This window comes from Sphingobium sp. SG1 (genome assembly GCF_057063145.1).
Genome location: NZ_JBVVOJ010000002.1, coordinates 374566 through 398900 on the forward strand (window position 1 = coordinate 374566; position 24335 = coordinate 398900).

At 64.6% G+C, this 24335-nt stretch carries 24 protein-coding genes; 11 read left to right on the forward strand and 13 right to left on the reverse strand.

The genetic code is table 11. The features are described from left to right. Window positions 1-131: 131 nt before the first annotated feature. Window positions 132-1028: a LysR family transcriptional regulator gene (locus tag AC0KVN_RS07220; protein WP_004212385.1), complete on the reverse strand. Its 897-nt coding sequence runs from the start codon at window positions 1026-1028 to the stop codon at window positions 132-134. A 99-nt stretch (window positions 1029-1127) separates the two neighbouring features. Between AC0KVN_RS07220 and AC0KVN_RS07225 the strand changes: the two genes are divergently transcribed. The 3 genes from AC0KVN_RS07225 to AC0KVN_RS07235 all read left to right on the forward strand — a co-directional run bounded on the left by AC0KVN_RS07225 (window position 1128) and on the right by AC0KVN_RS07235 (window position 3840). Then, entirely contained in the window at window positions 1128-2114 is a 987-nt protein-coding gene (locus tag AC0KVN_RS07225) for an aldo/keto reductase (protein ID WP_435566519.1), read from the forward strand. A 98-nt stretch (window positions 2115-2212) separates the two neighbouring features. Next, window positions 2213-2668 carry a YaiI/YqxD family protein gene (locus tag AC0KVN_RS07230; RefSeq protein ID WP_010339058.1) on the forward strand — a complete coding sequence of 152 codons (456 nt, stop codon included), beginning with the start codon at window positions 2213-2215 and terminating at the stop codon, window positions 2666-2668. Continuing rightward, window positions 2668-3840, forward strand: a complete 1173-nt coding sequence (locus AC0KVN_RS07235) for a BaiN/RdsA family NAD(P)/FAD-dependent oxidoreductase (protein WP_435566520.1) — start codon at window positions 2668-2670, stop codon at window positions 3838-3840. The genes AC0KVN_RS07230 and AC0KVN_RS07235 overlap by 1 nt, the downstream gene beginning before the upstream one ends. On the opposite strand, the gene AC0KVN_RS07240 is transcribed toward AC0KVN_RS07235, so the two are convergent. Together AC0KVN_RS07240 and AC0KVN_RS07245 are read right to left on the reverse strand one after the other, a co-directional pair. Then, a complete protein-coding gene (locus AC0KVN_RS07240; RefSeq protein ID WP_435566521.1) occupies window positions 3837-5555 on the reverse strand; it encodes an ATP-binding protein in 1719 nt (572 codons plus the stop codon). The genes AC0KVN_RS07235 and AC0KVN_RS07240 overlap by 4 nt on opposite strands. Window positions 5556-5725: 170 nt before the next feature. After that, window positions 5726-7801, reverse strand: coding sequence for a transglycosylase domain-containing protein (locus AC0KVN_RS07245; RefSeq protein ID WP_435566522.1), 2076 nt, complete (start codon window positions 7799-7801; stop codon window positions 5726-5728). A 107-nt stretch (window positions 7802-7908) separates the two neighbouring features. On the opposite strand from AC0KVN_RS07245, the gene AC0KVN_RS07250 reads away from it, so the two are divergent. Next, window positions 7909-8118 carry a hypothetical protein gene (locus AC0KVN_RS07250; RefSeq protein ID WP_004212393.1) on the forward strand — a complete coding sequence of 70 codons (210 nt, stop codon included), beginning with the start codon at window positions 7909-7911 and terminating at the stop codon, window positions 8116-8118. Here the strand turns inward: AC0KVN_RS07250 and AC0KVN_RS07255 are convergent. Continuing rightward, window positions 8115-9434 (reverse strand): MFS transporter, encoded by a 1320-nt coding sequence (locus AC0KVN_RS07255; protein ID WP_435566523.1) that lies wholly within the window; start codon window positions 9432-9434, stop codon window positions 8115-8117. The genes AC0KVN_RS07250 and AC0KVN_RS07255 overlap by 4 nt on opposite strands. A gap of 131 nt (window positions 9435-9565) precedes the next feature. On the opposite strand from AC0KVN_RS07255, the gene pgsA reads away from it, so the two are divergent. Genes pgsA through AC0KVN_RS07270 form a run of 3 tightly spaced genes read left to right on the forward strand, consistent with a single transcriptional unit; the run spans window position 9566 to window position 10835 of the window. Continuing rightward, entirely contained in the window at window positions 9566-10129 is a 564-nt protein-coding gene (gene pgsA / locus AC0KVN_RS07260) for a CDP-diacylglycerol--glycerol-3-phosphate 3-phosphatidyltransferase (RefSeq protein WP_435566628.1), read from the forward strand. Between the two features lie 5 nt (window positions 10130-10134). Beyond that, window positions 10135-10395 carry a molybdopterin converting factor subunit 1 gene (moaD, locus tag AC0KVN_RS07265; RefSeq protein ID WP_037521486.1) on the forward strand — a complete coding sequence of 87 codons (261 nt, stop codon included), beginning with the start codon at window positions 10135-10137 and terminating at the stop codon, window positions 10393-10395. Next, window positions 10392-10835: a molybdenum cofactor biosynthesis protein MoaE gene (locus tag AC0KVN_RS07270; RefSeq protein ID WP_435566524.1), complete on the forward strand. Its 444-nt coding sequence runs from the start codon at window positions 10392-10394 to the stop codon at window positions 10833-10835. Before moaD ends, AC0KVN_RS07270 begins: the two co-directional genes overlap by 4 nt. A 4-nt stretch (window positions 10836-10839) precedes the next feature. On the opposite strand, the gene AC0KVN_RS07275 is transcribed toward AC0KVN_RS07270, so the two are convergent. Then, entirely contained in the window at window positions 10840-11769 is a 930-nt protein-coding gene (locus AC0KVN_RS07275; protein ID WP_004212401.1) for a hydrogen peroxide-inducible genes activator, read from the reverse strand. 39 nt (window positions 11770-11808) lie between these two features. Next, window positions 11809-12582 (reverse strand): sulfite exporter TauE/SafE family protein, encoded by a 774-nt coding sequence (locus AC0KVN_RS07280; RefSeq protein ID WP_004212403.1) that lies wholly within the window; start codon window positions 12580-12582, stop codon window positions 11809-11811. A 188-nt stretch (window positions 12583-12770) separates the two neighbouring features. Between AC0KVN_RS07280 and epsC the strand changes: the two genes are divergently transcribed. The 4 genes from epsC (at window position 12771) to AC0KVN_RS07300 (ending at window position 17005) form a co-directional block, all read left to right on the forward strand. Then, the gene (gene epsC, locus AC0KVN_RS07285) at window positions 12771-13487 is read left to right on the forward strand and encodes a serine O-acetyltransferase EpsC (protein WP_435566525.1); all 717 of its coding nucleotides are present in this window, start codon (window positions 12771-12773) and stop codon (window positions 13485-13487) included. After that, a complete protein-coding gene (locus AC0KVN_RS07290; RefSeq protein WP_004212406.1) occupies window positions 13487-13834 on the forward strand; it encodes a DUF2794 domain-containing protein in 348 nt (115 codons plus the stop codon). The genes epsC and AC0KVN_RS07290 overlap by 1 nt, the downstream gene beginning before the upstream one ends. 321 nt (window positions 13835-14155) lie before the next feature. Continuing rightward, window positions 14156-15499: a UDP-glucose dehydrogenase family protein gene (locus AC0KVN_RS07295; protein WP_435566526.1), complete on the forward strand. Its 1344-nt coding sequence runs from the start codon at window positions 14156-14158 to the stop codon at window positions 15497-15499. Window positions 15500-15859: 360 nt separating this feature from the next. Continuing rightward, window positions 15860-17005, forward strand: coding sequence for a family 16 glycosylhydrolase (locus AC0KVN_RS07300; RefSeq protein ID WP_097382943.1), 1146 nt, complete (start codon window positions 15860-15862; stop codon window positions 17003-17005). Here AC0KVN_RS07300 and AC0KVN_RS07305 read toward each other — a convergent pair. The 7 genes from AC0KVN_RS07305 to AC0KVN_RS07335 are packed head-to-tail and all read right to left on the reverse strand — an operon-like array spanning window position 16990 to window position 24332. Continuing rightward, a complete protein-coding gene (locus AC0KVN_RS07305; protein ID WP_435566527.1) occupies window positions 16990-17925 on the reverse strand; it encodes a glycosyltransferase family 2 protein in 936 nt (311 codons plus the stop codon). The genes AC0KVN_RS07300 and AC0KVN_RS07305 overlap by 16 nt on opposite strands. After that, the gene (locus AC0KVN_RS07310) at window positions 17925-19010 is read right to left on the reverse strand and encodes an acyltransferase family protein (protein WP_435566528.1); all 1086 of its coding nucleotides are present in this window, start codon (window positions 19008-19010) and stop codon (window positions 17925-17927) included. Before AC0KVN_RS07310 ends, AC0KVN_RS07305 begins: the two co-directional genes overlap by 1 nt. After that, window positions 19007-20128 carry an endo-1,4-beta-xylanase gene (locus tag AC0KVN_RS07315; protein ID WP_435566529.1) on the reverse strand — a complete coding sequence of 374 codons (1122 nt, stop codon included), beginning with the start codon at window positions 20126-20128 and terminating at the stop codon, window positions 19007-19009. Before AC0KVN_RS07315 ends, AC0KVN_RS07310 begins: the two co-directional genes overlap by 4 nt. Beyond that, the gene (locus AC0KVN_RS07320; protein WP_333701026.1) at window positions 20125-21090 is read right to left on the reverse strand and encodes a glycosyltransferase family 2 protein; all 966 of its coding nucleotides are present in this window, start codon (window positions 21088-21090) and stop codon (window positions 20125-20127) included. The genes AC0KVN_RS07315 and AC0KVN_RS07320 overlap by 4 nt, the downstream gene beginning before the upstream one ends. After that, entirely contained in the window at window positions 21090-22031 is a 942-nt protein-coding gene (locus AC0KVN_RS07325; RefSeq protein WP_097382948.1) for a glycosyltransferase family 2 protein, read from the reverse strand. The genes AC0KVN_RS07320 and AC0KVN_RS07325 overlap by 1 nt, the downstream gene beginning before the upstream one ends. Beyond that, complete coding sequence (locus AC0KVN_RS07330; RefSeq protein ID WP_159366367.1) at window positions 22028-22957, reverse strand: glycosyltransferase family 2 protein; 930 nt, start codon at window positions 22955-22957, stop codon at window positions 22028-22030. Before AC0KVN_RS07330 ends, AC0KVN_RS07325 begins: the two co-directional genes overlap by 4 nt. After that, window positions 22950-24332 (reverse strand): O-antigen ligase family protein, encoded by a 1383-nt coding sequence (locus AC0KVN_RS07335; protein WP_136187150.1) that lies wholly within the window; start codon window positions 24330-24332, stop codon window positions 22950-22952. Before AC0KVN_RS07335 ends, AC0KVN_RS07330 begins: the two co-directional genes overlap by 8 nt. Between the last annotated feature and the right edge of the window lie 3 nt (window positions 24333-24335).

Below are 24335 nucleotides of genomic sequence, written 5' to 3' on the forward strand. Positions count from 1 at the left end.
ACATTCAGCCCTGACGGCCTGCAAATGGCGGCCTTCCGCACTTCCGGTGCTCACGTACTTTAAGTACGCTGCGCTCCGGATTACGGAAAACCACCATTTTCGTCACGTCATCATCTGAATGTCGATCGCCCCTAGGGGCCGCGATAGCGCAGCGCGTCGACCAAGATGCTGAACGCAGCGGCCGGCTGGCGGCGGCTGGGATAATAGAGATGATAGCCGGCAAAGGGCGGGCACCAGTCCTCCAGCACCGGGATCAGCCGGCCTTCGTCGATATCCGCGCGCACCTGATCCTCCATCACGAAGGCGAGGCCGAAGCCGGCGAGGGCGGCGCGGCGGATCATCTCGATGCTGTTGAACGCCAGTTGCCCCTCCACCCGCACCCGGATTTCATGGCCGTCCTTTTCCAGTTCCCAGGCGTAAAGGCCGCCGGCGCTGCGCAGGCGCAGATTGATGCAGTCATGAGCGGCCAGATCCTGCGGCGTGCGTGGCACCGGGCGGCTGGCGAAATAGGCGGGCGCGCCGACGACGATCATGCGCAGGTCCGGGCCGATCCGGACGGCCACCATATCCTTGGCGATCGCTTCGCCCAGCCGCACGCCGGCATCGAACCGCTCCTTGACGATGTCGACGAAACCGGAATCGATGCTCAATTCGACATGGATGTCGGGATAGCGCGGCAGCAGCCGTTGCAATGCTGGCCAGACGACCGTGTTGCTGGCATGTTCGGCGGCGGTGATGCGGATGGTGCCGGCCGGTCGTTCGCGCAGGTCACCGAGCGAAGCCAGTTCGGTCGCGATGCTGTCGAGTGCCGGGCGTAGCGTGGCGGACAGGCGATCGCCGGCCTCGGTCAGGGAGACGCTGCGGGTGGTGCGGGTGAGCAGGCGGACGCCCAGGCGCGTTTCCAGCCGCCTTATGGTATGGCTGAGCGCGGACTGCGACGTGCCGAGCAGCGCGGCCGCTCGGGTGAAATTGCCGGTGTCGGCGACCATCAGGAAGGCGTTGAGGTCGACCAGCTCTTCGCGCCGCATTCATGAACTCCGGATATAAAGTCTTGCCGCTTTTATGATCTAATCCCCCGCTTGGCGACAGCCTATCTTCCGTTCGGACATCAAATCGGAGTGACCGCTATGGAAAAGCGACTTTTGGGCAAGAGCGGGCTGGAGGTTTCGGCCATTGGCCTGGGCTGCATGGGCCTCAATTTCGGCTATGGCACAGCCGTCAGCCAGGATGAAGGGATCAAGCTGATCCGCGCAGCTGTCGACTTCGGTGTCACCTTCTTCGACACCGCGGAGGTCTATGGCCCCTATACCAACGAGGAAATGGTCGGCGCCGCGCTGGCGCCGGTGCGCGACCAGGTGGTGATCGCCACCAAATTCGGCTTCGACATCGGCGCCGGTCTTGGCGCGCTCAACAGCCGGCCGGACAATATCCGCGCGGTGGCGGACGCCTCGCTCAAGCGGCTGGGTGTCGAGGTGATCGATCTTTTCTACCAGCATCGCGTCGATCCGGCCGTGCCGATCGAGGATGTGGCGGGAGCCGTCAAGGACCTGATCGCCGAGGGCAAGGTCAGGCGTTTCGGCCTGTCCGAGCCGTCGGCTGCGACGGTCCGCCGCGCCCATGCGGTGCAGCCGGTCGCCGCACTCCAGAATGAATATTCGCTCTGGACCCGTGGCCCGGAAACCAACGGCATCCTTGAAACCTGCGAGGAACTGGGCATCGGCTTCGTGCCCTACAGCCCGCTCGGCAAGGGCTTCCTGACCGGCGCGATCGGCAAGGATACTGCGCTGGCCGAGGGCGATTTCCGCAACAGCCTGCCGCGCTTCGCCGCCGAGGCGCGGGAGAAGAATCTGGCGCTGGTCGATCTCCTCAAGGGCATTGCGGCCGAGAAGGGGGCGACCCCTGCACAGATCGCGATCGCCTGGCTGCTGGCGCAGAAGCCCTGGATCGTGCCGATCCCCGGCACCACCAAGCTGCACCGGCTGGAGGAAAATCTGGGCGCGGCCAAGGTCGAACTGAGTGATGCCGACCTCACCCGGATCCGCGCAGCGGCCGACGCCATCCCGGTCGAGGGCGAGCGCTACCCGCCGCATCTGCTCGAAATCGTCGGGCGCTAATTACGGATGGGCCGGGGCTAATATCCCGGCCCATTGCACGTTGGTCCCTGTCCGCCTATCGCCGCCGCGAACGGCCGGAACGAAAGGACAGCGCGGCGATGCACATATTGGTCGATGCCGACGCCTGCCCGGTGAAGGAGGAAATCTACAAGGTTGCCTTCCGCCATGGCGTGCCGGTCACCATCGTCAGCAACAGCCCGATCCGCATTCCGGCGCATGAGTTGATCGACCGCGTGGTGGTGAGCGACGGGTTCGACGCCGCCGATGACTGGATCGCCGAACGCGCCGGTGCCGATACGCTCTGCATCACCGCCGACATCCTGCTCGCCGACCGTTGCCTCAAGGCCGGGGCCGGGGTGATCGCGCCCAATGGCAAGCCTTTCACCAGCGCCTCGATCGGTAGCGCGATTGCTGTGCGGGCGATCATGGCGGACCTGCGCGCCGGCGCCGTGGGCGATCCGGTCGGCGGGCCGCCGCCTTTCTCCAAGGCCGATCGATCCCGCTTCCTGTCCGCGCTGGACGAGGCGATCGTGCGGATGAAGCGGGGGCGGTGATGGGCGATTATGACGCGATAATCCTGGGCGCCGGCGCGGCCGGCATGATGTGCGCGGCGACCGCCGGCCAGCGCGGCCGCCGGGTGCTGCTGGCCGACCATGCCGATGCGCCGGGCAAGAAGATCCTGATTTCGGGTGGCGGCCGCTGCAATTTCACCAACATCTATACCGCTGCCGATCGCTATCTGTCGGCCAATCCCCATTTCGCCAAATCGGCGCTGGGCCGCTACACGCCGCAGGATTTCCTTACCCTGATCGGCCGCTATGGCATCGCCTGGCATGAAAAGACGCTGGGGCAACTCTTCTGCGACGGATCGGCGAAGCAGGTCGTGGCCATGCTGGCAGAGGAGTGCGCGGCCGGCGGCGTGACCATGGCGCTGGGCCAGCCGGTGACGGATATCAGCCATGGCGATGGCCTGTTTCGCGTCAAGCTGGGCGATCGCATCCTGTCGGCGCCGTCTTTGGTGCTGGCGACCGGTGGCCCGTCCATCCCGAAATTGGGTGCTACGGGCTTCGCCTATGAGGTCGCGCGCCAGTTCGATCTCAAGGTGGTGCAGCCCCGGCCGGCGCTGGTGCCCTTCACCTTGGGGCCGGATGACGCGCTGTTCCAGTCGCTGTCGGGCGTCTCGGCGGAGGTGGAGGTGCGCTGGAACAAGACCCGGTTCCGCGAGGCGGCGCTCTTCACCCATCGGGGCCTCTCCGGCCCGGCGATGCTGCAGATTTCCTCCTATTGGGAACATCGCACGCCGATCCACGTCAATTTCCTGCCCGATCTCGGCGTGGACTGGTTGCTGGCCGAAAAGCGCAATCGTCCGCGCACCGGCTTGCGGCGCGTGCTGGTCGAGCGCTTCCCCGAGCGCATGGCCGATGCCCTGCTCGAACGGATCGGCACGCAGGGTGACCTTGGCAATCTGCCCGACAAGACCCTGCGCCAGATTGGCGAGCGGCTGGCGGGCTGGTCCTTCATCCCGTCCGGCACCGAAGGCTATGCCAAGGCGGAGGTCACGGTCGGCGGAATCGCCACCGCTGGCCTGTCGTCGCGGACGATGGAAGCCGCCAAGGTGCCGGGCCTCTACGCCATTGGCGAGGCGGTCGATGTCACTGGCTGGCTCGGCGGCTATAATTTCCAATGGGCCTGGGCCAGCGGCTGGGCGGCCGGGCAGGCGCTCTAGGCGCGCCCTACGGTCTGGGCCTGCGCTGCTGCGATGCTGGCCTGAAGATGCTGGCGGCGGAAGGGCTTGGAAAGGCGCGGAATATCCGGGGCGATCAGGTCGACGCCTTCATAGCCCGATATGATGAGCAGCGCGATCTCGGGATGGTCGACGCGCAACCGCAGCGCCAGTTCGGCGCCGGTCATGCCGGGCATGATATGGTCGGTGACGACGATGTCAGGCCGGAAATCGGCGGCGATCATGCTAAGCCCCAGTTCGGCATTGTCGATGTCGACCACGTCATAGCCAAGGTCGGTCAGCATTTCCCGCGTGCCATGGCGGACCAGGGCATTGTCGTCGATCAGCAGCACCTTGCCTTGCGTTGCTGCGATCTCGCCGCCATCGCCATCCGCCACAACGGCCACCGGCTTCTGCTTCTCGATCGGCAACCAGAGCTGGATTTCCGTGCCCTGGCCCACTTCGCTGACGATTTCCAGCGCACCGCCCAACTGGCCGGCCAGACCATGGGCCATTGACAGGCCAAGGCCGGTGCCATGGCCGACCGGCTTGGTCGTGAAGAAGGGCTCGGTCGCGGACGCCTTGACCGCCGGGGTCATGCCGATGCCGGTGTCGGTGATGCGCAGGCAGACAAATTGGCCGGGTATCAGTGGCACGGGGAGGCGGCTCTTGCATCGTTCGGCGGAAATGATGACCTGCCCGCCGTTCGGCATGGCGTCGCGCGCGTTGACCACCAGGTTGAGAATGGCCAGTTCCAGTTGATGTCGATCCGCGCGCACCGGGGGCACATCCGGCGCGGCATCGACATGGAGAATGATCTGCGGGCCGACCGTGCTGACCAGCAGGGTCTGCATATTCTCCAGCGTCTCGGAAAGATTGACCGATGTCGGTTGCAAGGGTTGGCGACGGCCGAAGGCCAGCAGCCGTTTGACCAGCGTCTGCGCGGTTTCCGCCGCCTGCATCGCGATATTAGCGGTGCGGGCGATCGCTTCGGGGGATCGGCCGCCGGCGATGATCTGGTCCAGTCCGCCGATGATCGGTGTCAGCAGATTGTTGAAGTCGTGCGCGACATGCCCGGTCAACTGGCCCAGCACGTCCATCTTCTGGATCTGTCGCAGCTTGTCCTGCGCGCTTTCCAGTTCGCTCGTGCGCTCGCGCACGCGCTGGTCCAGATGATCGTTCAGAGACTCGAGGGCGCCGAAGAGCCGGCCATTTTCGAGTGCAGTGGATGCGGCCCGCGCTAGCGCTTCGAGCAGCGAAATCTCGTTGTCGGTCGGCATCGCCGGCTCGGACCAATAGGCGCCCACGGCGGCGATCGGGTCGACCCGACCGATCGGCACCATGATCATGCTGCGGACGAAGGTCTGGCTATAGGCGTCCACCGGCACCCGAACATCGTCGAATATATCGGCGATCACCGCGGTTTCCTGGTTCAGCATCGCCCAGCCGGACACACAGGTTTCCGCCGGGAAGCGTTGCCCGGCCCATAAAGGTGCCTTGGCGTCCTCGGCGATATAATGGCATTTGTCGCCGTCGCGCAGCACGACCGCGATCCCGTCTGCGCCCACTGCGCGGCGGGCGAAGGCGCGCAGGACGCTGACAACTGCATCCAGGGACCGCGCGCCGGCCAGAGCCTCCATGGCCTCGGCGGCTATGGTCCAGCGGGCCGCCAGCGCCTTCTGCGTCGAATGGTCTTCCCGGCCAAATGCTCCATTCATCGTGTGACCTCTGAAGTGGAAGGGAATCGCACTATATCATCGATCGGACGGGCAGGGGAAATGGAGATTTGTCAGTAGGTTAAGACTAGGTGTGATTACATAATATACGCAATTTTACGGCCTGTTCGCGCGGGTGCGGAGCCATGAAATGCGGGGTATCGGAATCGCCGTCATGGCTGCGGCGGTTCATTTTCCTGGGGCTGGGTCGGCGCGATCCGCGGTGGGGGCACGCCCTGTGGCGGCAGCGGCAAGGGCTGGTCGGACGGAATGCGAAGCTGGTTGCCATCGATGGTGACGGTCATTCCGCCCTGATCCATGCCGACGCCGACATTGCCGATGCCGGTTTCGACGCTGACATTGGCGATGGCGTTGACCAGGTCGGGATCCTGCTCTTCCTCGGGCACCTTCTCGACCGGCTCGTTGATGGCGCCGGCCATGAAATTGCGCCAAATACGTGCTGGTACGCCGCCGCCGGCCGCGCCGCCGGGCAGCGGGGCATTGTCGTCATTGCCGATCCACACCGCCGTCACCAGGCCGCCGGCATAGCCGACGAAAATCGCGTCGCGACTATCCTGGGTCGTGCCGGTCTTGCCGAAGGTGCTGGTGCGCAGCGCCGCGGCGCTACCGGTGCCGCGATTGGCGGCGGACGACAGGAGGTCGCGGATCATTTCGAGCTGATCGTCGCTGAAATGGCGCTGGCGCTTCATGAGGCGGTCGAACCAGCCCTGTTCCTCGGGGGGCAGGCCATGGGCGAGCACCGGATAGGCGCCGGCTGCCACCGACGCATAGGCCTCGGCCAGCTCCACCAGCGGGATTTCCGACGTGCCGAGCGCGAGGCTGAGATCCTCGGTCAGCGGCGCGGTAACGCCCAGATCGCGGGCAACCTTGATGACATTGTCGACGCCGACCTTCTGGGTCAGGCGCACGGCTGCCACATTGCTCGACGCGGCAAAGGCCTGGCGCAACGTGATGCGGCCGCGATATTTGCCGCCATGATTGGCCGGGCGATAGGTGCCGGTGGTGATCGGCGTATCCTCGATCATGTCGTCGGGCGTCATGCCGGCGCGGAACGCGGCGAGATAGACGAACAGCTTGAAGGTGGAGCCGGGCTGGCGCTTCGCCTGCACGGCGCGGTTGAAGCTGCTCTTCTCGTAATTCTTGCCGCCGATCATGGCGACGACGCTGCCGTCGGGCTTCATCGCCACCAGCGCCACCTGTGCCCCGCCCAGCGGCGCGCGCCGGATCGCGGCTTCGGCGAGGCGCTGGATGCGCCAGTCGAGCGTCGTCTTCACCTCCTGCGCGCCATAGACGGCGCCGGCGCGGTCGCGCGCCTCCGGCAGCACCCAATCGGCAAAATAGGTGCCGCTGGTGGCATCCGGCGACTCGCGCACATCAAGGCGGGCCGGGGCGAGCTGATCGCGCTGGGCCTTGCTGATATAGCCGGCCTCGACCATCGCCTGCGTCACCAGCGCGGCGCGGGCGCGCGCGCCCTTCAGATTGCTGGTCGGCGCGAGGCGCGAGGGCGCCTTCAGCAGGCCGGCCAGCATCGCGGCCTGGGATATGGTCAGCCGTTCGGGCTGGCGATCGAAATAATGGAGCGAGGCGGCGCGCAGGCCATAGACATTGTCGCCGAAATAGACGTTCGAGAGATAGCGCTCGAGGATCTGGTCCTTGGTCAGCCAGGCCTCCAGCCAGAAGGCGATCAGCGCTTCGCGCGCCTTGCGGCCCATGGTCCGGTCGCTCGACAGGAATACGCCCTTGGCCAGCTGCTGGGTGATGGTGCTGCCGCCCTGCGACGATCCATCGGACCAGACATTGTGCCACATGGCGCGGGCGATGCCGCGCGGATCGACACCCCAATGGTCATAGAATCGACGATCCTCGATCGCCATGAAGGCCTGGGGCACATGGGCGGGCAGCTTGGCCACCTCCACCGGCTTGTCGATGATGGCGCCGCGCCGCGCGACTAGATGGCCATCGGCCGACATCAGGCTGATGCTGGGCGGGGCAATGGGCTGGAGCGAACGCGACATCGGCGCCGTCACCGCCAGCCAGGCGATGATCAGCATCAACAGGGCGAGCCCTGCCGCCACGATCCAGCCGAAAATCTGCAGCCGCCGCTTCCACGGGGTGGGCGGGGCAAAGGCGCTAGGCGGCCCGGCGCCGAACGGGCGCGCTTCGTCAGCGGCCGGGGCAGGCGTGCCGGTAGGGGTGGGGTTGGGCAATTCGGTCATCGGCACGGCCATGCTGTATTATGTTGTTGATACGGTCAAGTCTGTCCCGCGACGGGACATCCCGGATTTTACGAAATTTGCCATGGAACTAATGGTAAATATCGCGTTAACCAATCCTTATGAGAAACCGAGTCCTCGTCCTCACCAACGAAGCCGCCCGGCACCCCTTTCGGCAGCGGCTGCCCCGTCACATCTTCCAGCTGACGGACGATGCGTCGTCGCAGGCGCGTCGCCGCCGCGATGTGGCCGTCTCCGACGATAATGACTGGAAGCTGTTCGTGCTGAGCTTCTCGGCCTTCTTCACGGCGTTCTACAGCTTCATCTTCTAAAGCTCGCTGCTGCAGGCCGGGCCGTCACAGGCCTTGTGCAGCCGCCAGGCCAGCCAGGCGCAGGGCAGGCACATCGCCGCCACCAGCAGCAGCTGATAGACCACCTCCAGGCCGGCCAGGGTCAGGCCGATCGCGATCAGCGATCCGACCACCATGGCGCCGGAATTGACGATATTGTTGGCCGCCACGGTGCGCGCCGCTTCGCACTTCTCGACAGTGGTCGTGAGGAAGGCGTAGAGCGGCACCACGAACATGCCGCCAAAGGTCGCCACGCCGAGCAGGCAGAGCGACAGCGGGATCGCCATGGGATGGGCGAGGAAGCCGGCGAGCGGCAGCATCTGGCCGCCGGGCGCGGGCGTCCACAGGTCGCACACGACATGGAAGGCGATGATGCAGCAGCCCATGCCGATCACTGACGCGGGCGCATATTTGGCCGAGACATGGCCGGCGAGCAGCCGGTTGATCGCGATCGATCCGATCGCGATGCCGATCGAGAAGATCGCCAGGAACAGGCTGGCAACCGACTTGTCGGCGGTCAGGACATTCTTCACCAGCGGCGGGAACTGGATGAACAGCACCGATCCCACGGCCCAGAAGAAGCTGATCGACATGATCGCCAGATAGAGGCGCGGAATATGCATCGTGCCCCGCACCAGCGCGACCGAGGATCGGATGACGTGGAAGTCGATCGGCTGCTTGGAGAGCAGCGATGGGGCAGGGGGCACGGCCCGGCTGGCAAAATAGCCAATGAAGGCGGTCACCACCACGCCGATGGCCGCGGCCTCGATCGGGATGATGCCGGCGAGGATGGTGCCGGCCAGGATCGCGATATAGGTGCCGGCTTCCACCAGCCCGGTGCCGCCCAGAACCTCGTCATCATGCAGATGTTGGGGCAGGATCGCATATTTGATCGGGCCGAAGAAGGTGGAGTGGATGCCCATCGCGAACAGCGCGGCGAGCAGCAGTGGGATCGCCAGGATATGGACGGCAATGCCGCTCCAGATCAGCGCCAGGCCGGTCGCGCCGACCGTCATGATGACGATTTCGGCTGCCTTCACCCAGCGGATGATGACGGCCTTGTCGCGCTGGTCGGCCAATTGGCCCGACAGGGCGGACAGTAGGAAGAAGGGGATGATGAAGATTCCGGTGGCCAGCGCACTGAACCAGGTTTCGGACCGCTCGTCATTATAGACCTGATACACCACGAACAGCACCATGGCGTTCTTGAACAGGTTATCGTTGAAGGCGCCGAGAAGCTGGGTGATGAAAAGCGGCAGAAAACGGCGCTTTTTGAGGAGCCTGAGTGAGGCTTGCATGAGTGCGTTTGGCTTTTCGCTGTGGACGACCGGGGGGCGGTCTAGCCGCTGCAGGCGGGCCTGTCCAATTTCCTGTTCACTTCTTGCGGCCTTCGCTTGTGCCCGATGCGGGACTGTGGCAGGTCGCCCTGATGCTGACGCTGCCCAATTTGCTGACGCTTTCGCGCATCATCACCGTGCCCTTGCTGGTGGCCCTGTTGTGGCCCGGCGAGATGGGCGCGCGCTGGACCACGGGCTATGGCCTTGCCTTCGGTCTCTACTGCCTGATGGGCATCACCGACTATTTCGACGGCTACCTCGCCCGTGCGCAGGGCACGGTGTCGAAGCTCGGCGTGTTCCTTGATCCGATCGCGGACAAGATCATGGTCGGCGCGGTCATCCTGATGCTCGCCGCAACGCGCGACATCGCCGGCATCCATATCGCGGCCGCGATGATCATCCTGCTGCGCGAGATCGCCGTGTCGGGGCTGCGGGAATTTCTGGCCGGCCTTCAGGTGTCGGTCCCGGTGTCGCGCCTCGCCAAGTGGAAAACCACGTTCCAGTTGATCGCGCTGGGCGCCTTGATCCTGGCTGGTGCCGTGCCGCAATTTCCCTTCGTGCAGAGCGTGGGCATCCTGACCCTGTGGGCCGCCGCGATCCTGACGCTGATTACCGGCTGGGATTATCTGCGCGTCGGCATCAAGCATATGGACTGACCGGCATGGCGGCTGTGACCCTCGTCTATTTTGCCTGGGTGCGCGAAGCCATTGGCCGCGATGAGGAGCGGGTCGAACTGGCCTCGCCGGATGAGACCATAGCGGAACTGGTGGCGCGACTGGCGGCACAGGGTGGTGGCTATGCCGAGGCGCTGGCCGATCCCGATCGCTTGCGCGCGGCGCTGGACCAGCAATTTGTCGGTTTCGATCAGGCAATCGGCACGGCGCGGGAACTGGCGCTGTTCCCGCCGGTCACGGGTGGATGAAGCGGGTCGCCATCCAGGCGGATGATTTCGATGTTTCGGCCGAACTTGCCGCGCTCGAAGCGCTGGGCGGCGGCGGGGTGGCCAGTTTCACCGGTATCGTCCGCGGCGAAGAGGGGCTGGTGGCGCTGGAACTGGAACATTATCCGGCGATGACGCAGCGCCAGGCCGAACGGATCGCGGATGAGGCGATGGCGCGCTGGCCGCTGCTGGGGCTGTCGATCATCCATCGCCATGGTCGGTTGCTGCCGGGCGAGCGGATCGTGTTCGTCGGCACGGCATCACGGCATCGCGCGGCGGCGCTGGAAAGCTGCGCCTTCCTGATCGACTGGCTGAAATCGCGCGCGCCTTTCTGGAAGAAGGCGCATTATGCCGATGGCGCAGGCGCCTGGGTCGCGCCTCGCGCCGAGGATGAGGCCAAGGCGCAGGGCTGGGATCGCTGATCGATCAGGCGGCGTTGGCGCGGATCGCGGGATGGTCCGCTGCGTCGCGCAATATCTCGGCGAGCAGATGGAATTCCTTTTCGCGTGGGCTGTTCTTGCGCCAGACCAGGGCAATATCGCGCCAGGCATGATCGGACTGCAGCGGGCGCGCGGTGATATTGGTATGTTCCAATATGCCGCCGGCCAGCGCCATTTCCGGCAACATGGTGACGCCCAGGCCATTGTCGACCATCTGGATCAGCGTGTGGAGCGAGGTGCCCATCATCGTCGCGCTGGCGCGCAGGTCGGGGCGATTGCAGGCCGCCAGCGCATGGTCCTTCAGGCAATGCCCGTCTTCCAGCAGCAGCAGCTTGTTCTCGTCGATCATGTCCGGCTTGATCCAGTCCGGCGGATTGGTCGGATCGTCGCGCGGGAAGGCGACATAGAGCGGATCCTGGAACAATATCTCGCTGTCCAGTTCGCCGGTCGGATAGGGCAGCGCCATCAGCACGCAGTCGACATTGCCATGGCGCAGCGAATCGATCGCCGCCTGGGTCGTTTCCTCGCGTAGATAGAGTTTCAATTCCGGCCGGTCGGCCCGCAGGCGGGGCAGCAGACGGGGTAGCAGGAAGGGCGCGATCGTCGGGATGACGCTCATCCGCAATTCGCCGGTCAGCGGCTTGCCCGATGCCTCGGCGATGGCGGCCAACTCCTCCGCCTCGCGCAGGACGCGGTGCGCCTTTTCGACGATGCGATCGCCCAGCGCCGTGAAGCGCACGACGCGCCGGGTCCGCTCGACCAGCGTGACGCCGATCAGGGACTCCAGTTCGCGGATGCCGGCCGACAGGGTGGACTGGGTCACATAGCAGCTGTCGGCCGCCTTGCCGAAATGGCCATGTTCCTTCAGCGCAACCAGATATTGCAGCTGTTTGAGCGTGGGCATGTAGTTCGACATTTATCGGATTCCTGAATTAGAAATCCGAATATAAGCGAATTATCCGATATAACCAAGATATTTGGCGATGCCGAAGGCGGAGGTCAGGGTCAGGATGATGCCCACGGCCACGAACAGCACCTTTGGCGCGACATGGCGGGCCAGCATGGCGCCAAAGGGGGCTGCCACCACGCCGCCGATCAACAAGCCGATCGTGTAGGTGGTGAAGCTTTCCCAGCCCAGATGGAATAGGAAGGTCAGGCTGATCGACAGGGTCAGAATGAATTCGACGCTGTTGACCGTGCCGATGGTGTGGCGCGGGCTCGATCCCTGGATCAGCAGGTTGGAGGTCACGACCGGACCCCAGCCGCCGCCGCCCGACGCATCCATGAAGCCGCCGACCAGGCCCAGCGGCGCGACCCATTTCGGGCTCTTGCTGTGCGGGGGGAAATGGAAGCCGCGCCAGATCAGGTAGATGCCGATCGCTGCCAGATAGAATTGGACGAAGGGCTTGATGATCGCGCCGTCGATATTGGAGAGCAGGTAGGCGCCGGCCACGCCGCCGATCACGCCGGGAATGACGAGCCGGGCGAACAGGCCCCAGTCGACATTGCGGTGCAGGATATGGCTGATCGCGGACACGCCGGTGGTGAAGGTTTCGGCGGCATGGACGCTGGCGGACGCGCGGCTGGGCGGCACGCCCATGGCCAGCAACAGGGTGCTGGAAATCACGCCATAGGCCATGCCGAGGGCGCCATCGATAATCTGCGCGCCGAAGCCGATCAGGATGAAGGGCAGTATTTCGCCAAAATGGGCGATAAATGTGTCGATCATCCAAACACCTTCGTTCTAATTGTCTACCTCAATGATTGGTATATCTTGAGGCGCCAAGCAAGTTTCTGTTTTGGGCCGGGAAGGCGAATTAGGGCGCGCTCTGGAAAAATTGCCGCTTAATCTCTATGTTGCTGGCAACAGGGTAAAAGGGGCGCGCCAGCAGGGCGGGTCCGTTCAGGGACGTTTCGATGCTGCGTAATCTCATCGCCTATCTGGATTCGGTCAAGTCGCGCGACCCTGCGCCGCGATCGCGGGCGGAAATCCTGCTCTATCCCGGTATCTGGTCGCTGGCCTTCCATCGCGTGGCGCATCGTCTCTATCGGGCGCGGCTCTATTTCCTGGCGCGGGCAGTCAATCATCTGTCGCGCTTCCTGACCGGCAATGACATTCATCCCGGCGCGAAGATCGGCAAGCGCTTCTTCATCGATCATGGCTTCACCGTGATCGGCGAGACGGCGGAGATTGGCGACGACGTCACTCTCTATCAGAATGTGACGCTGGGCGGGACCGATCCCGCCAACGGGATCGCCGGCAAGCGCCATCCGACGCTGGAAAATGGCGTGATCGTGGGGTCGGGCGCGCAGGTGCTGGGCCCGGTCCGTGTCGGCGCCCGTGCCCGTGTCGGCGCCAATGCGGTGGTGACCAAGGATGTTGCGGAGGCCGCGACCATGGTCGGCATCCCCGCGCGCGCGATGCTGGTCGATGTCACCGCTTATCAGCGCGACTTCCTGCCCTATGGCACGCCCTGCTCCGATTGTTTCGATCCCGAAAAGCAGAAGCTGGAATTGCTGCAGTGCGAAGTGGAGCAGTTGCAGAAGCGGCTGGCTGAGTTGCTGGCGCAGAAGCAGGTGCCCGAACTGCCTGCCTATGACGTCGCCCTGTTCAAGGAGCGTGGCCGGGCCTGATGTCCAATGTGACGCCGTTCCCAGCACCCAACGGCCAGCAACAGGGGCAGGTCGGGTTCGATCGCCTGGAATTGCAGAGGATCATGGATCTCTATGGCCGCATGGTCGCCGCCGGACATTGGCGCGACTATGCCATGGACCTGGGGCGCGAGGCGGCGATTTTCTCCGCTTTTCGGCGCTCTGCCGAGCGTCCTGAATATCGGATCGAGAAGCGGCCGGCGTTGCGTAACCGTCAGGGCATGTGGGCGCTGGTGGGTGAAGCGGGTCATGTGCTCAAGCGCGGGCAGGAGTTGCAGGGCATATTGGCGCCTGTCGAACGCAAATTGATGCGCATCGTCGAAGATTGATCCGCCGAACCGGTTAATTGCGCCCGCGCGCTCCGGCAGTTCGGCGCATTTTCCATTCGCCCCACGTCCACATGTGCCCGCGTAGCGCCAAGTCGCGTTGCAACAGCGTCATGACCCGACTTATGCTGCATCGCGTCAACAGGTGGCTGGTTCCACTGACGCGGCAACTGTCCGAACAGGCCGGGGGCTTCGATCTTTGTCAGGGCGAGAGGTGCGCGCATCCGGATTTTCCGGAGTGCTCTGTCGCGTCCTGTCCGGATCGGGGCGATCGGTTGCGGGCATATTGTCGATTAGCTTGCACATTGGACAAGGAGAATTGTCATGCGGATCGTGATGACCGGATCTGGTTATGTTGGTCTGGTATCGGGCGCCTGCCTCGCGGATTTCGGACACGAAATCATCTGCGTCGACAAGGATGAGCGCAAGATCGCCAAGTTGCGCGAAGGCGGCGTGCCGATCTATGAGCCGGGCCTCGCCGATCTCATCGCGCGCAACGTCAAGGCGGGCCGGTTGAGCTTCACGACCGATCTGGCAAGCTCGGTTGCGGAGGCCGACGTCGTCTTCATTGCGGTCGGTACACCGGCGCGTCGGGGCGATGGCCATGCCGACCTCAGCTATGTCTATGATGCCGCGCGCGAGATCGCCGGGGCGCTCAAGGGCTTTACCGTTGTGGTTACGAAGTCGACCGTGCCGGTCGGCACCGGCGACGAAGTCGAACGGATCATTCGCGAAACCAATCCCGACGCCCAGTTTGCGGTCGCCTCCAATCCCGAATTCCTGCGCGAGGGTGCCGCGATCGAGGATTTCAAGCGGCCGGATCGCATCGTCGTCGGCATCGAGGACGAGCGTGCACGCCCGGTGATGGAGGAGGTCTATCGCCCGCTCTATCTCAACCAGGCGCCACTGCTGTTTACCGGTCGTCGCACCAGCGAACTGATCAAATATGCCGCCAACGCCTTCCTGGCGATGAAGATCACCTATATCAACGAGATGGCCGAATTGTGCGAACGGGTCGGCGCGGATGTGCAGCAGGTGGCGCGCGGTATTGGTCTTGATAACCGGATCGGTTCGAAATTTCTTCATGCCGGCCCTGGTTATGGTGGCTCCTGCTTCCCCAAGGACACGCTGGCGCTGGTCAAGACGGCGGAAGACTCCGGGGCGCCCATTCGCCTGATCGAAACCACCGTCGCGATCAACGAAAGCCGCAAGCGCGCCATGGCGCGTAAGGTAATCGGCGTGTGCAACGGATCGGTGCGGGGCAAGACGATCGCGGTGCTGGGCCTGACCTTCAAGCCCAATACCGACGATATGCGTGATGCGCCGTCGCTGTCGATCATCCAGGCCCTGCAGGATGGTGGCGCGCAGATCCGCGCCTTCGACCCCGAAGGGATCGAGGCGGCCCAGCCGCTGCTGCAGAATGTCGATTTCTTCCACGATCCCTATGCAGCGGCGCAGGGTGCATCGGCCGTCGTGCTGGTCACCGAATGGGATGCGCTGCGCGCGCTCGACCTGTCGCGCCTGCGCGGCGTGATGGCTGGCAATGGTTTGGTCGACCTGCGCAACATCTATCGGCCCGAAGTCGCTGAAGCGGCTGGATTTATCTATGACAGCGTTGGCCGGGGCATGGCGCCGGAGCCCGAAATGCTGGTTGAAGCTGCCGAGTAAAAGTTCCTCGCCTCGTCGCAAAAATGGCTGATTTGCGACGAGGCGAGCTTGTCTGGAAGCATTTGTTAACCCTCGTGGCGGACCCTTTAGGGACACCAAAACGGGGGTTGCATTATGCGCAGCAAATCGGCCGGCTCCATGATCGGAGCCGGAGCAATCATTACGTCTGTCTTCGCGGCAGGCGCCGCCACGATCCTGTCGGGCGGAACCAGCACGACCAGCAGCTCATCGACCAGCACGGCCGATAGCGGCACGGTCACCATCTCCAGTAGCAGTGCGAGCAGTGCGACGACCAGCACGGCGACGACCAGCAGCACCAGCAACAGCTTTGCCGACTTCGACTTCGCCAATGGCACGGTATTGCCGGGCAAGGCGACGCTCTGGATCGGCAACGCCACCTACAAGCCGGGCAGCAGCACCGCCTATGTCCCGGTCTATCTCGATCGGGCGACGCCCAACACGGTGATCGCGCGGATCACTACGGTGAACGGCACCGGCACGCTGAAGGCCACGTCCGGCACCAATTACAAGACGGTCGACACCGTCGTCATCTTCCGGCCGGGCGATCCGCTGGAACAGACGGTGGAAGTGCCGGTTATCAGTGCCACAGAAGGCCAGCAGTTCAGCGTGAAGCTGCGTGAGGCGCCCTGGGGCGCACTGCAGGGGCAGTCGACCGCAACCGTCACGGCCAAGGCCTATGTCGCCGCGACCGAGAAGGCGACCGGCACCTTCCGCGAAGCGCGGACCTTCGCGGCCTCGGGCACGCTGCAGTTCGAATTGCTCAAGGACACGCACAAACGGTCGGTCGATGGCGGCTGGGACCGCTGGGCCACGACCCTGTCGCATGGCCGGGCGCAGACCGGCAATGGCGAGACCGGCCTTTATGTCGACACCACCACTTATCCGGGGATCGAAGGGCCGGTCTACTGGAGCAACAAGGGCCTGGTGCTGCACAGCCAGGTGCTCAAGACGCCGATCAGCTATCAGGGCGTAACCTATAATTATGGCGCGTCGATCCTGGATGGCCGCAATTTCCTCGCCTCGCAGATCGGCTATGGCCAATATGAGTGGGAAGCGAAGATGCCCAACCGGCGCGGTTCCTGGCCCGCTTTCTGGCTGATCTCGACCAGTGGCTGGCCGCCGGAAATCGATGTCTATGAAGGCTTTGGCTATCAGAGCTATTGGGATTTCGATCGCCATGTCGGCCAGACGATCCATGTCGGCGCCAACAGCACCCGCTATGACCAGCGCGGCATCGTCATCCAGACCGAACAGGCCTATGGCCTGTCGGGCTATTCGCAGGATTTCCACAAGTTCGCGGTCGATATCCAGCGTGACTACATCACCTGGTTCGTCGACGGCAAGGAAACCTACCAGTCGGTCAACCCGTTCAAGGGTTTCCGCTTCTATCCGCTGATGAATGTCGCGGTGAAGACGACGGGCGCCTATGACGATGGCAGTGGCGATATGACCATCCGCAGCTTCAAGGTCTATTCGGCGCCATAATAGGCCCGGCTGCCCCGGCCCGTCAGGGCATAGAGGCGGCCCCAGCATTTGATCCACTGCCCGGCGATGTCGACCCGCCGCGCGCCGGGCAGCAACAGGGCGAGGAGGCCGGCGGTGCGCATCGCGAACACCGCCAGCGTCCGGCCGAACAGGGTGAGGGTGCCGAGGATTCCGGGCCGATGCTTCCGGCGGGTCAGCGTCTCGGTAAAGCCGATCCGCCACATGCGGGACAGTATCCAGCCGAGCCGGACCCGTTCGGGCGGCACCCATTCGCTGACGCGCGCATCTGCGGCCCAGCCGAAACCGATGCCGGCATCGCGCAGGCGCGTTAGATAATCCAGATCCTCGCCGCCGCTGCGGTTGAAACGCGGATCGAACCAGGGGGCGGGCAGTGCCTGCAGCGCCGCGCGGCTGAGCAGTAGATTGTTGCTGGCCCACAGCATGTCGGTGGCGCCCGAAGGCCGTTCCTCGGCACGGAACACCAGCGCCTCGCGAGCCCAGCGCGGCGGCGGCCGCAGGAAATGGGCGTCGACCGGGCCGCCAATCACTTCGGCGCCGCACATCTCGCGACAGGCCAGCAGCGCGTCGAGCCAGCCGGGCTGCGGCCATTCATCATCATCGATCATCGCCAGATAGTGCATCGCCGGATCGGATAGGGCCGTCGCGACGATCGCGTTGCGGACCGAGCAAAGGCCGGGCTCAGGCACATGCAGGATGCGGATGGGCAGCGGATAATCGGGGTCATCCTGCATCTCGTGCGCGACCATCGCGCCTTCCTGCCCGACGGGGTCGTTGTCGGCGACCAGCAACTGGACATCGTCATGCGGCACGAGGGCGGCCAGGCTTTCGAGCAGGTGGCGCAACTGCCCCGGCCGGCGAAAGGTCGGGATCGCGATCCAGATGGTCGGGGCGGGGGGCATCAGGCGGCAACCTTGACCGGGGCCGGGCGGGCGCGTCCGCCGCGTTGCAGCCATTTGATGATCTTGTGGCCCGGCAGCTCGATCAGGCGATAGCTGGCCCAGCAGAGCAGCCAGGTGGCGATCAGCATGGCGGCGATGAAGACCCAGTCATGGCCGACAAAGCCATGCCGATGGGCGATGCCCATGACACGGGCCATGATGTCGCGCACCAGCGGATGCCACAGATAGATGGAATAACTGATCAGGCCCAGATGATAGCTGACCGGGTTGGCCATCACCGCGCGGGCGGCGGCGCCATCATAATAGCAGGTGAGGACCAGCGCGGGCATCAGGCACACGACCAGCACGTCGGCGGCTCGGGGCAGCATCAGGGCGACAGCGATGATGACACATATGGCGGCAAATCGGCCGGGGCCATCGAGCAGGCTGCGGGTCAGCGCCATGTCGCGGATGCGATAGGTCAGGACGCCCAGCGCAAAGCCGGCAAGGCAGCGCAGCAGCGTCAGCACTGTGTCATAATCGTTGACATCCAGGGGGCCACTGGCGCCTCGGCCGGAACTGGCGACCAGCACCAAGATGCCGACGCACAGCGCGAGTTGCGCCCAGGCCCAGCGGGAAAAGGCCATGATCGCGATCAGCGGGTAGAGGAGATAGGCGGCGACCTCCGTGCTGACCGACCAGCTGTTGCCGGCAATCGGCTGGGTACCCCATCCCCAGCTCTGGATCATCAGCAGGTTGGTGAGGATATTGGGCAGGTCGAGCGGGATCGCCTGCGTTCCCGACACATTGACCAGGATGCGGGCCATGAACACCAGGGTGACGATCAGGTGCAGCGGCCAGACGCGGGCGGTGCGGTTGATAAGGAAGTCCATGTAGCTGGACCGCCCCAGATTGTGCATCAGCCGGTCATAATAGCCGTAGGAAATGACGAAGCCACTGAGAATGAAGAAAAGATCGACAGCCAGATAGGCGCGCGAGAAAAGCGGGATCGCGAAGGCCTGAAAGGCCGGCGCATGGGGGATATGGTAGAGCAGGACCGAAACGGCGGCGATGCCGCGCAGGCCCGTGAGCGAGGAAATTCTCATGCGGCATGTCTCCCGGCCGGCGGCGCGTCGTCGAAGGCGGCGGCGATGGCGTCCCACAGCGGCTTGCGGCGCAGGGAACCGTCCAGCGGCAATCCGCGCGACAGTTGGCCGTCGGGCCATTTATAATCCTTGTAGTTGGACAGCCAGGAATAGCGGTCCGACAGACCCCAGCAGAGCACGGCCTGCATCGCCGGATTGTCCAGCGCGACATCGATGAAGGCCCGGCCGACACTGGCAACTTCGCTGTCACGTTTGGCCGGGTTGGGTGGGCCGCCAATGTCGGCAATGTCGAACTCGGTAATCTCCAGCTTCAGGCCATAGCCGCGCAACTGGTCGAGGAAATCGGCGAAGCGACGCTCGTTGAACCCTTCCTTATAGGGTTTGAGATGGCCCTGGATGCCGATCGCGTCGATCGGCACGTCGCGGGCCTTCAGTCGGTCGAGCAGCTTCAGCATCGCGGTCCGGCGGCGCTCGCAGCGGGGCGAGTCATGTTCGATGCCATAATCGGTCAGGAACAGGGTCGCCTTGGGATCGGTATCGCGCGCGGTGTGGAAGGCGATGTCGATATAATGTTCGCCGAGCGCCTGCATCCACATGCTGTCGGCGCGCATCCCGTCGGCGCGGCCGTCATTGGGTTCCAGCGCCTCGTTCACCACGTCCCATTCCTGGATGCGGCCGGCATAGCGGGGCATGGCGGTGGTGATATAGCTGGTCATCAGTTTCTGGCGGCCGCGATCGCTGGCGGCCTGCAGTGCGGGTTCCAGCCATTTGGGCTGGGCGGCATACCAGACCAGGGCATGACCGCGCGCGCGCATGTCATGCTTCTGGGCGAAATCGATGATCTGGTCGGCACCGCTGAAATCATATTGGCCCGGCTTGGGCTCGGTCGTGCCGCGCTTCAGCTCATATTCCTGCACCAGGATATTGCATTCCTGCGCCACCGCCTGGGTGAAGCCCGCATCCTCGCGCAACTGGCGCGACTTGACCGCCGCGCCGAAATAGCGGCCCTTGGCACGGGCATGGGTGGCGAGGCCGGGCGGCATGGCGGCCGCCGCCACGCCAGCGGGCAGCGTCGCCGCCAGCGCCATGCCGCCGGCCAGAAATTCGCGACGCTTCACAGGCGCGGCCTCCCGCCCACCATCTGGGCCATGTCGATCCAACGGTCGGAAATCCGGCGATAGACGGGATCGGGCAGGATGATCTGCATCAGCACGGTCGCGGCCAGCCGCGGGCCGAAGGCGCCGCGCAGCACGGCGCCGATATAATAGCGCATCGCCTGAAACCGACTGGTCGGCCAGATGCTCTTGGCCGCATGCCAGCCCATATAGGCGGAAAAGGCGCGGGCCGAGATATGCGGGCGCAGGTCGCGCAGCCAGATGAGGCTGCCGACGCTGCCGCGCACCGCCGACAGCCGATGTTCGGCATCGCGGTCGGCCCAGATCGTGCCGGGCCGCGCGGTCATCTGGAACTGACCGCCGGCCAGCGCCAGACGGACGGCAAAGTCGGTATCGTCGCCGAACTTCACATCCTCGCGATAGCGGACCTTGTTGGCGAGGCCGCGACTGAGCGCCAGGCTGCTGGTCTGGATGAACCCGCGATCGCACATGAGATAGCGGTCGATCGTCTCGCCGGTCGCGATCGCGCGCGGGGGTTTGAGGAAATTGCGGCCCTGGCCGCGATCGACCAGCACCTGGCCATAGGCGACCACATTCTCGTCCTGTTGCAGCAGGGGCAGCAGGTCGGCCAGATGATGGGGCAGGAAGCGGTCATCGCAGTCAAGAAAGGCGATATAGCGCCCGTGCGCCTGCGCGATCCCGGTGTTGCGCGCCGCCGATGCGCCGCGATTGGGCTGGACGATGACGCGCAGGCGCGGATCTGCGATCCCGGCCAGAACCTGTTCGGTGTCGTCGGTCGATCCGTCGATCACGACGATCACCTCAATCAGCGCGATTGTCTGGTCGAGCGCGGATAGCACCGCGTCGACCACCTTGTCGCGGCGCTGATAGGTCGGGATGACCACGGAAAAGAGCGGCGAGGCCGCCTGTTCCTGCAGCGCGGACGGAGGTTGCCAGGCCGCCATCACGAACGGGCGCCGCTACTGAGGGCATCGGCCTTGCCGAAGCGCAGAACGAAGCCGTTGACGAGCGAGCGATAGAGCGACTTGGGCATGTAGGAGCGCAGCAGCTGGCGCGCGATCACCCGTGGCGGAACACCGCCCGCGGTCAGGCCGATGGCGAGGTCGCGGATCGCCGCGACCGGGCGGATCGGCGCCATATGATAGGCGAGCACGGTGGCGCGATAGCCACGCCGCGCCCGGTTGGTCAGCATATGGCCGCAGCGATCGAGCCAGTCGAGCGAGGTTTCATAGCCGCGTACATAGGAGGTACGGCCGACCTCGGTCGCGTCCAGCCAGATGGTGAGCGGGCGGTCGATCATCCGGAAGCGCGCGCCGGCGCCCTGAAGCCGGACGCAGAAGTCGAGATCCTGCCCCTTCTTGAGCGCGGGGTCGAACAGCACCTGCTGGGCCATCCGGGTTGGCACGACCATCGTCGAGGTCTGCATGAACTGGTTGGCGCAGAAGAGATATTCGCCGACATCCTCATCTTCCCGAATGCCGCGGTCGGGGCGGATCCAGTAGCGATCGACGCCTCGATCGACCTTCATCCGCGAATAGAGAACCGTGCGGCCGCCGTCGCCCGCCAGCGCTTCCGCCATGGTCGACAGCTTGCCGGGCAGGAACAGGTCGTCGGAATCGAGGAAGGCGATGTAGCGCCCCTCGGCGGCGAGAATGCCCCGATTGCGCGCCGCACCACCACCGGCATTGTCCTGGCGGATGTAACGCAGGCGCGGGTCGCCAATCGCCTCGATCACCGGGCCGGGATTGTCATGCGAGCCATCATCGACGACGACGATCTCGAAATCGGTCCAGTCCTGCGCCAGCACCGACCGGATCGTGTCGGTGACCACGTCGGCGCGGTTGTAGAGCGGGATGACGACGGAGAAGAAGGGGATGTTGGTCATGCGCCATGGACCTTTCGATATTCTTCATAATGGATGCCGGTGAGGCCGGCGATCTTGCCCGCGGCGCGATAGAGCTTGCCGAGGCGCTCCACCCGCTTGCCGCGGTCCAATGTGGTGAGGGGGCCGACCGCGCCGACCAGGAAACCGACCGCGATACGGGGGCTTTCGCTGAGCGCTGCACGAAGGGCGCCGCCATGGGTGCGGGCGACGATCATGTCGGTCATGCCGACGCGATAGCCGCGCATCAGCAGCCATTTGGCGGTGACGCGGCTGGCCGGGATGAGTTCGGTGACCAGCGCTTCCTCCGACCAGGCAAAGCGGAAACCGGCGCGCTGCATCCGGGTGAAGAGCTGCTTGTCCGACCCGCCGGTGAGCGCCATGCGCTCGTCGAACGGGCGGGCGCCGATGCGGCGCAATGCATTCGCGGACATCAGTACATTGGCGGTGCTGTCGACCAGCGACACGGGGCCGGACTTGTCGCGTCGTTTGGGCTGGAGCAGCGGATGGCGCGAGGCCCAGGCGGGCAGCGGGCTGTCCATCTCGCGCAGCACCGCGCCGCCGACGACATCGGCGTCCCAGCGATCGGCCGCCGTCACCAGCGCGTCGATCCAACCGGGACAGGCGGCCTCGTCATCGTCCATCATCGCCACATGGGTGACGCCGGGCCGGGCGAGAGCCGCCTCGACCAGCGCATTGCGGACCAGAGGGATGCCGCGTTCGCGCACCAGCAGCGCCTCGATCGGCCAGCGATAGCCCGATGTCGCCAGCGCCTCCACCACGGCCAGTCCCTGTTGCTCCCTGGCGTCATTGTCGGCGACCAGCACATCGATCCGGTGGCGGGTTTCGAGCGCGGCGAGCGAGGCAAGCGTGCGCCGCAGCCCCTGGGGGCGATTGCAGGTCGCGATGCAGATGACGACATTAGCCATGGGAAGCCTCCGGGCGGGCGAGAAAGCGGCGGCGCCACTGCGGAAGCGGGCGCGCCTTGTAGGTGGCGTGAGCGGCGGCGATGGCCGCCAGGAAGATCACCCAGACCTGCCGATCCTTGTCGAAGAACGAGGTTTCCAGCAGATTCTGGTAGAGGACGAAGACCCAGATCGCGAAGCAGGGCACCATGATCGGCCGGTTCTGCGGCGTCGCCCCAGTCAGGAACCAGATGGCGGGCAGCGCCAGGAAGGTGAGCAGCAACATGATGAGGCCCAGCGGTCCGGTGGTCACCAGGATTTCCAGATAGCCATTGTGCGAATGGGCGGTCAGCGTCTGGAACGCCTGGTTGAGATAATCGAGCGAGGGGCTGCGATCGCCGACCTGCCAGAAGCCGCCGAAACCCGCGCCCAGGAACGGATGGTCCTTGAGATAGGCGAGGTCGACTTCCCAGATCGACACGCGGCCGGTGAAGGAGGTGGGATCGGCGAAGATCCGCTCCACCACGGGCTGGAAAGCGACATAGAGCCACAGCACCCCGACCATACCGAGCGCGACCATGATCAGCAGCACAGCCCGTTTCTGGGTGGAATCGCTCAGTGCCCGATAGACGGCGCAGACGCCCAGGATGGCGAAGGACAAGGCGAGCGAGGTCTTGCTCTTGGTCCCGATCACGAAGACGAAGGCCATCACCGAGAAGAGGGCATAATACCATTTCTTGGTATCGACCCAGGCATTGGCCGCAACCATGAAGGTGAGCGCCATGACCGCGCCGGCAATATTCTTGTGGAAGAAGAAGCCGCGCCAGGCGCCGATCAGTGCCTTGTCGCTCTCGGTCGGCGGATGGACTGCAGCGGAGGTCAAGGGCAGCGAGACCCAGCAGATGATGAGGGACAGGATCAGGGCGTAGCGCAGCGCCTGGAGCAGCCTTTCGGGGCCGATCAGGCTGAGCGCGCTGAAAGTGATGTAGATCACGATCAGCTGCTGCATCGCCCGCTTGAACGACACGAACGGATCGACACCCCAGCTGCAGGTGATGAAGAACCAGGCAAGCATGATGGCCAGCGGCCAGAGCGTGAAACGATAGCGTGGCGGATAGCGGCGGATCAGCTGCACGCCGGTCAGCAGCATGGCAAAGCCAATGAATAGCGCCTGCTTGAACAGGTCCGATCCGTTATTTTCCTGGGCCATGGCCACCAGTTCATCCTGGGTGCGCGAGGCGAAAGGCTGCTGGCCGATGAAGACCAGCATCAGGAAGGTGAAATAGAAGATTTGGGCGACAAGGATCAGCCGGGCGCTTTCGGTCTTCTTGATGGCGGCGACGCCCGGCCGGGCCAGGACCGGCGCGGGAATGTCACGATGCCAGGGGGTGCTTGCCATCGC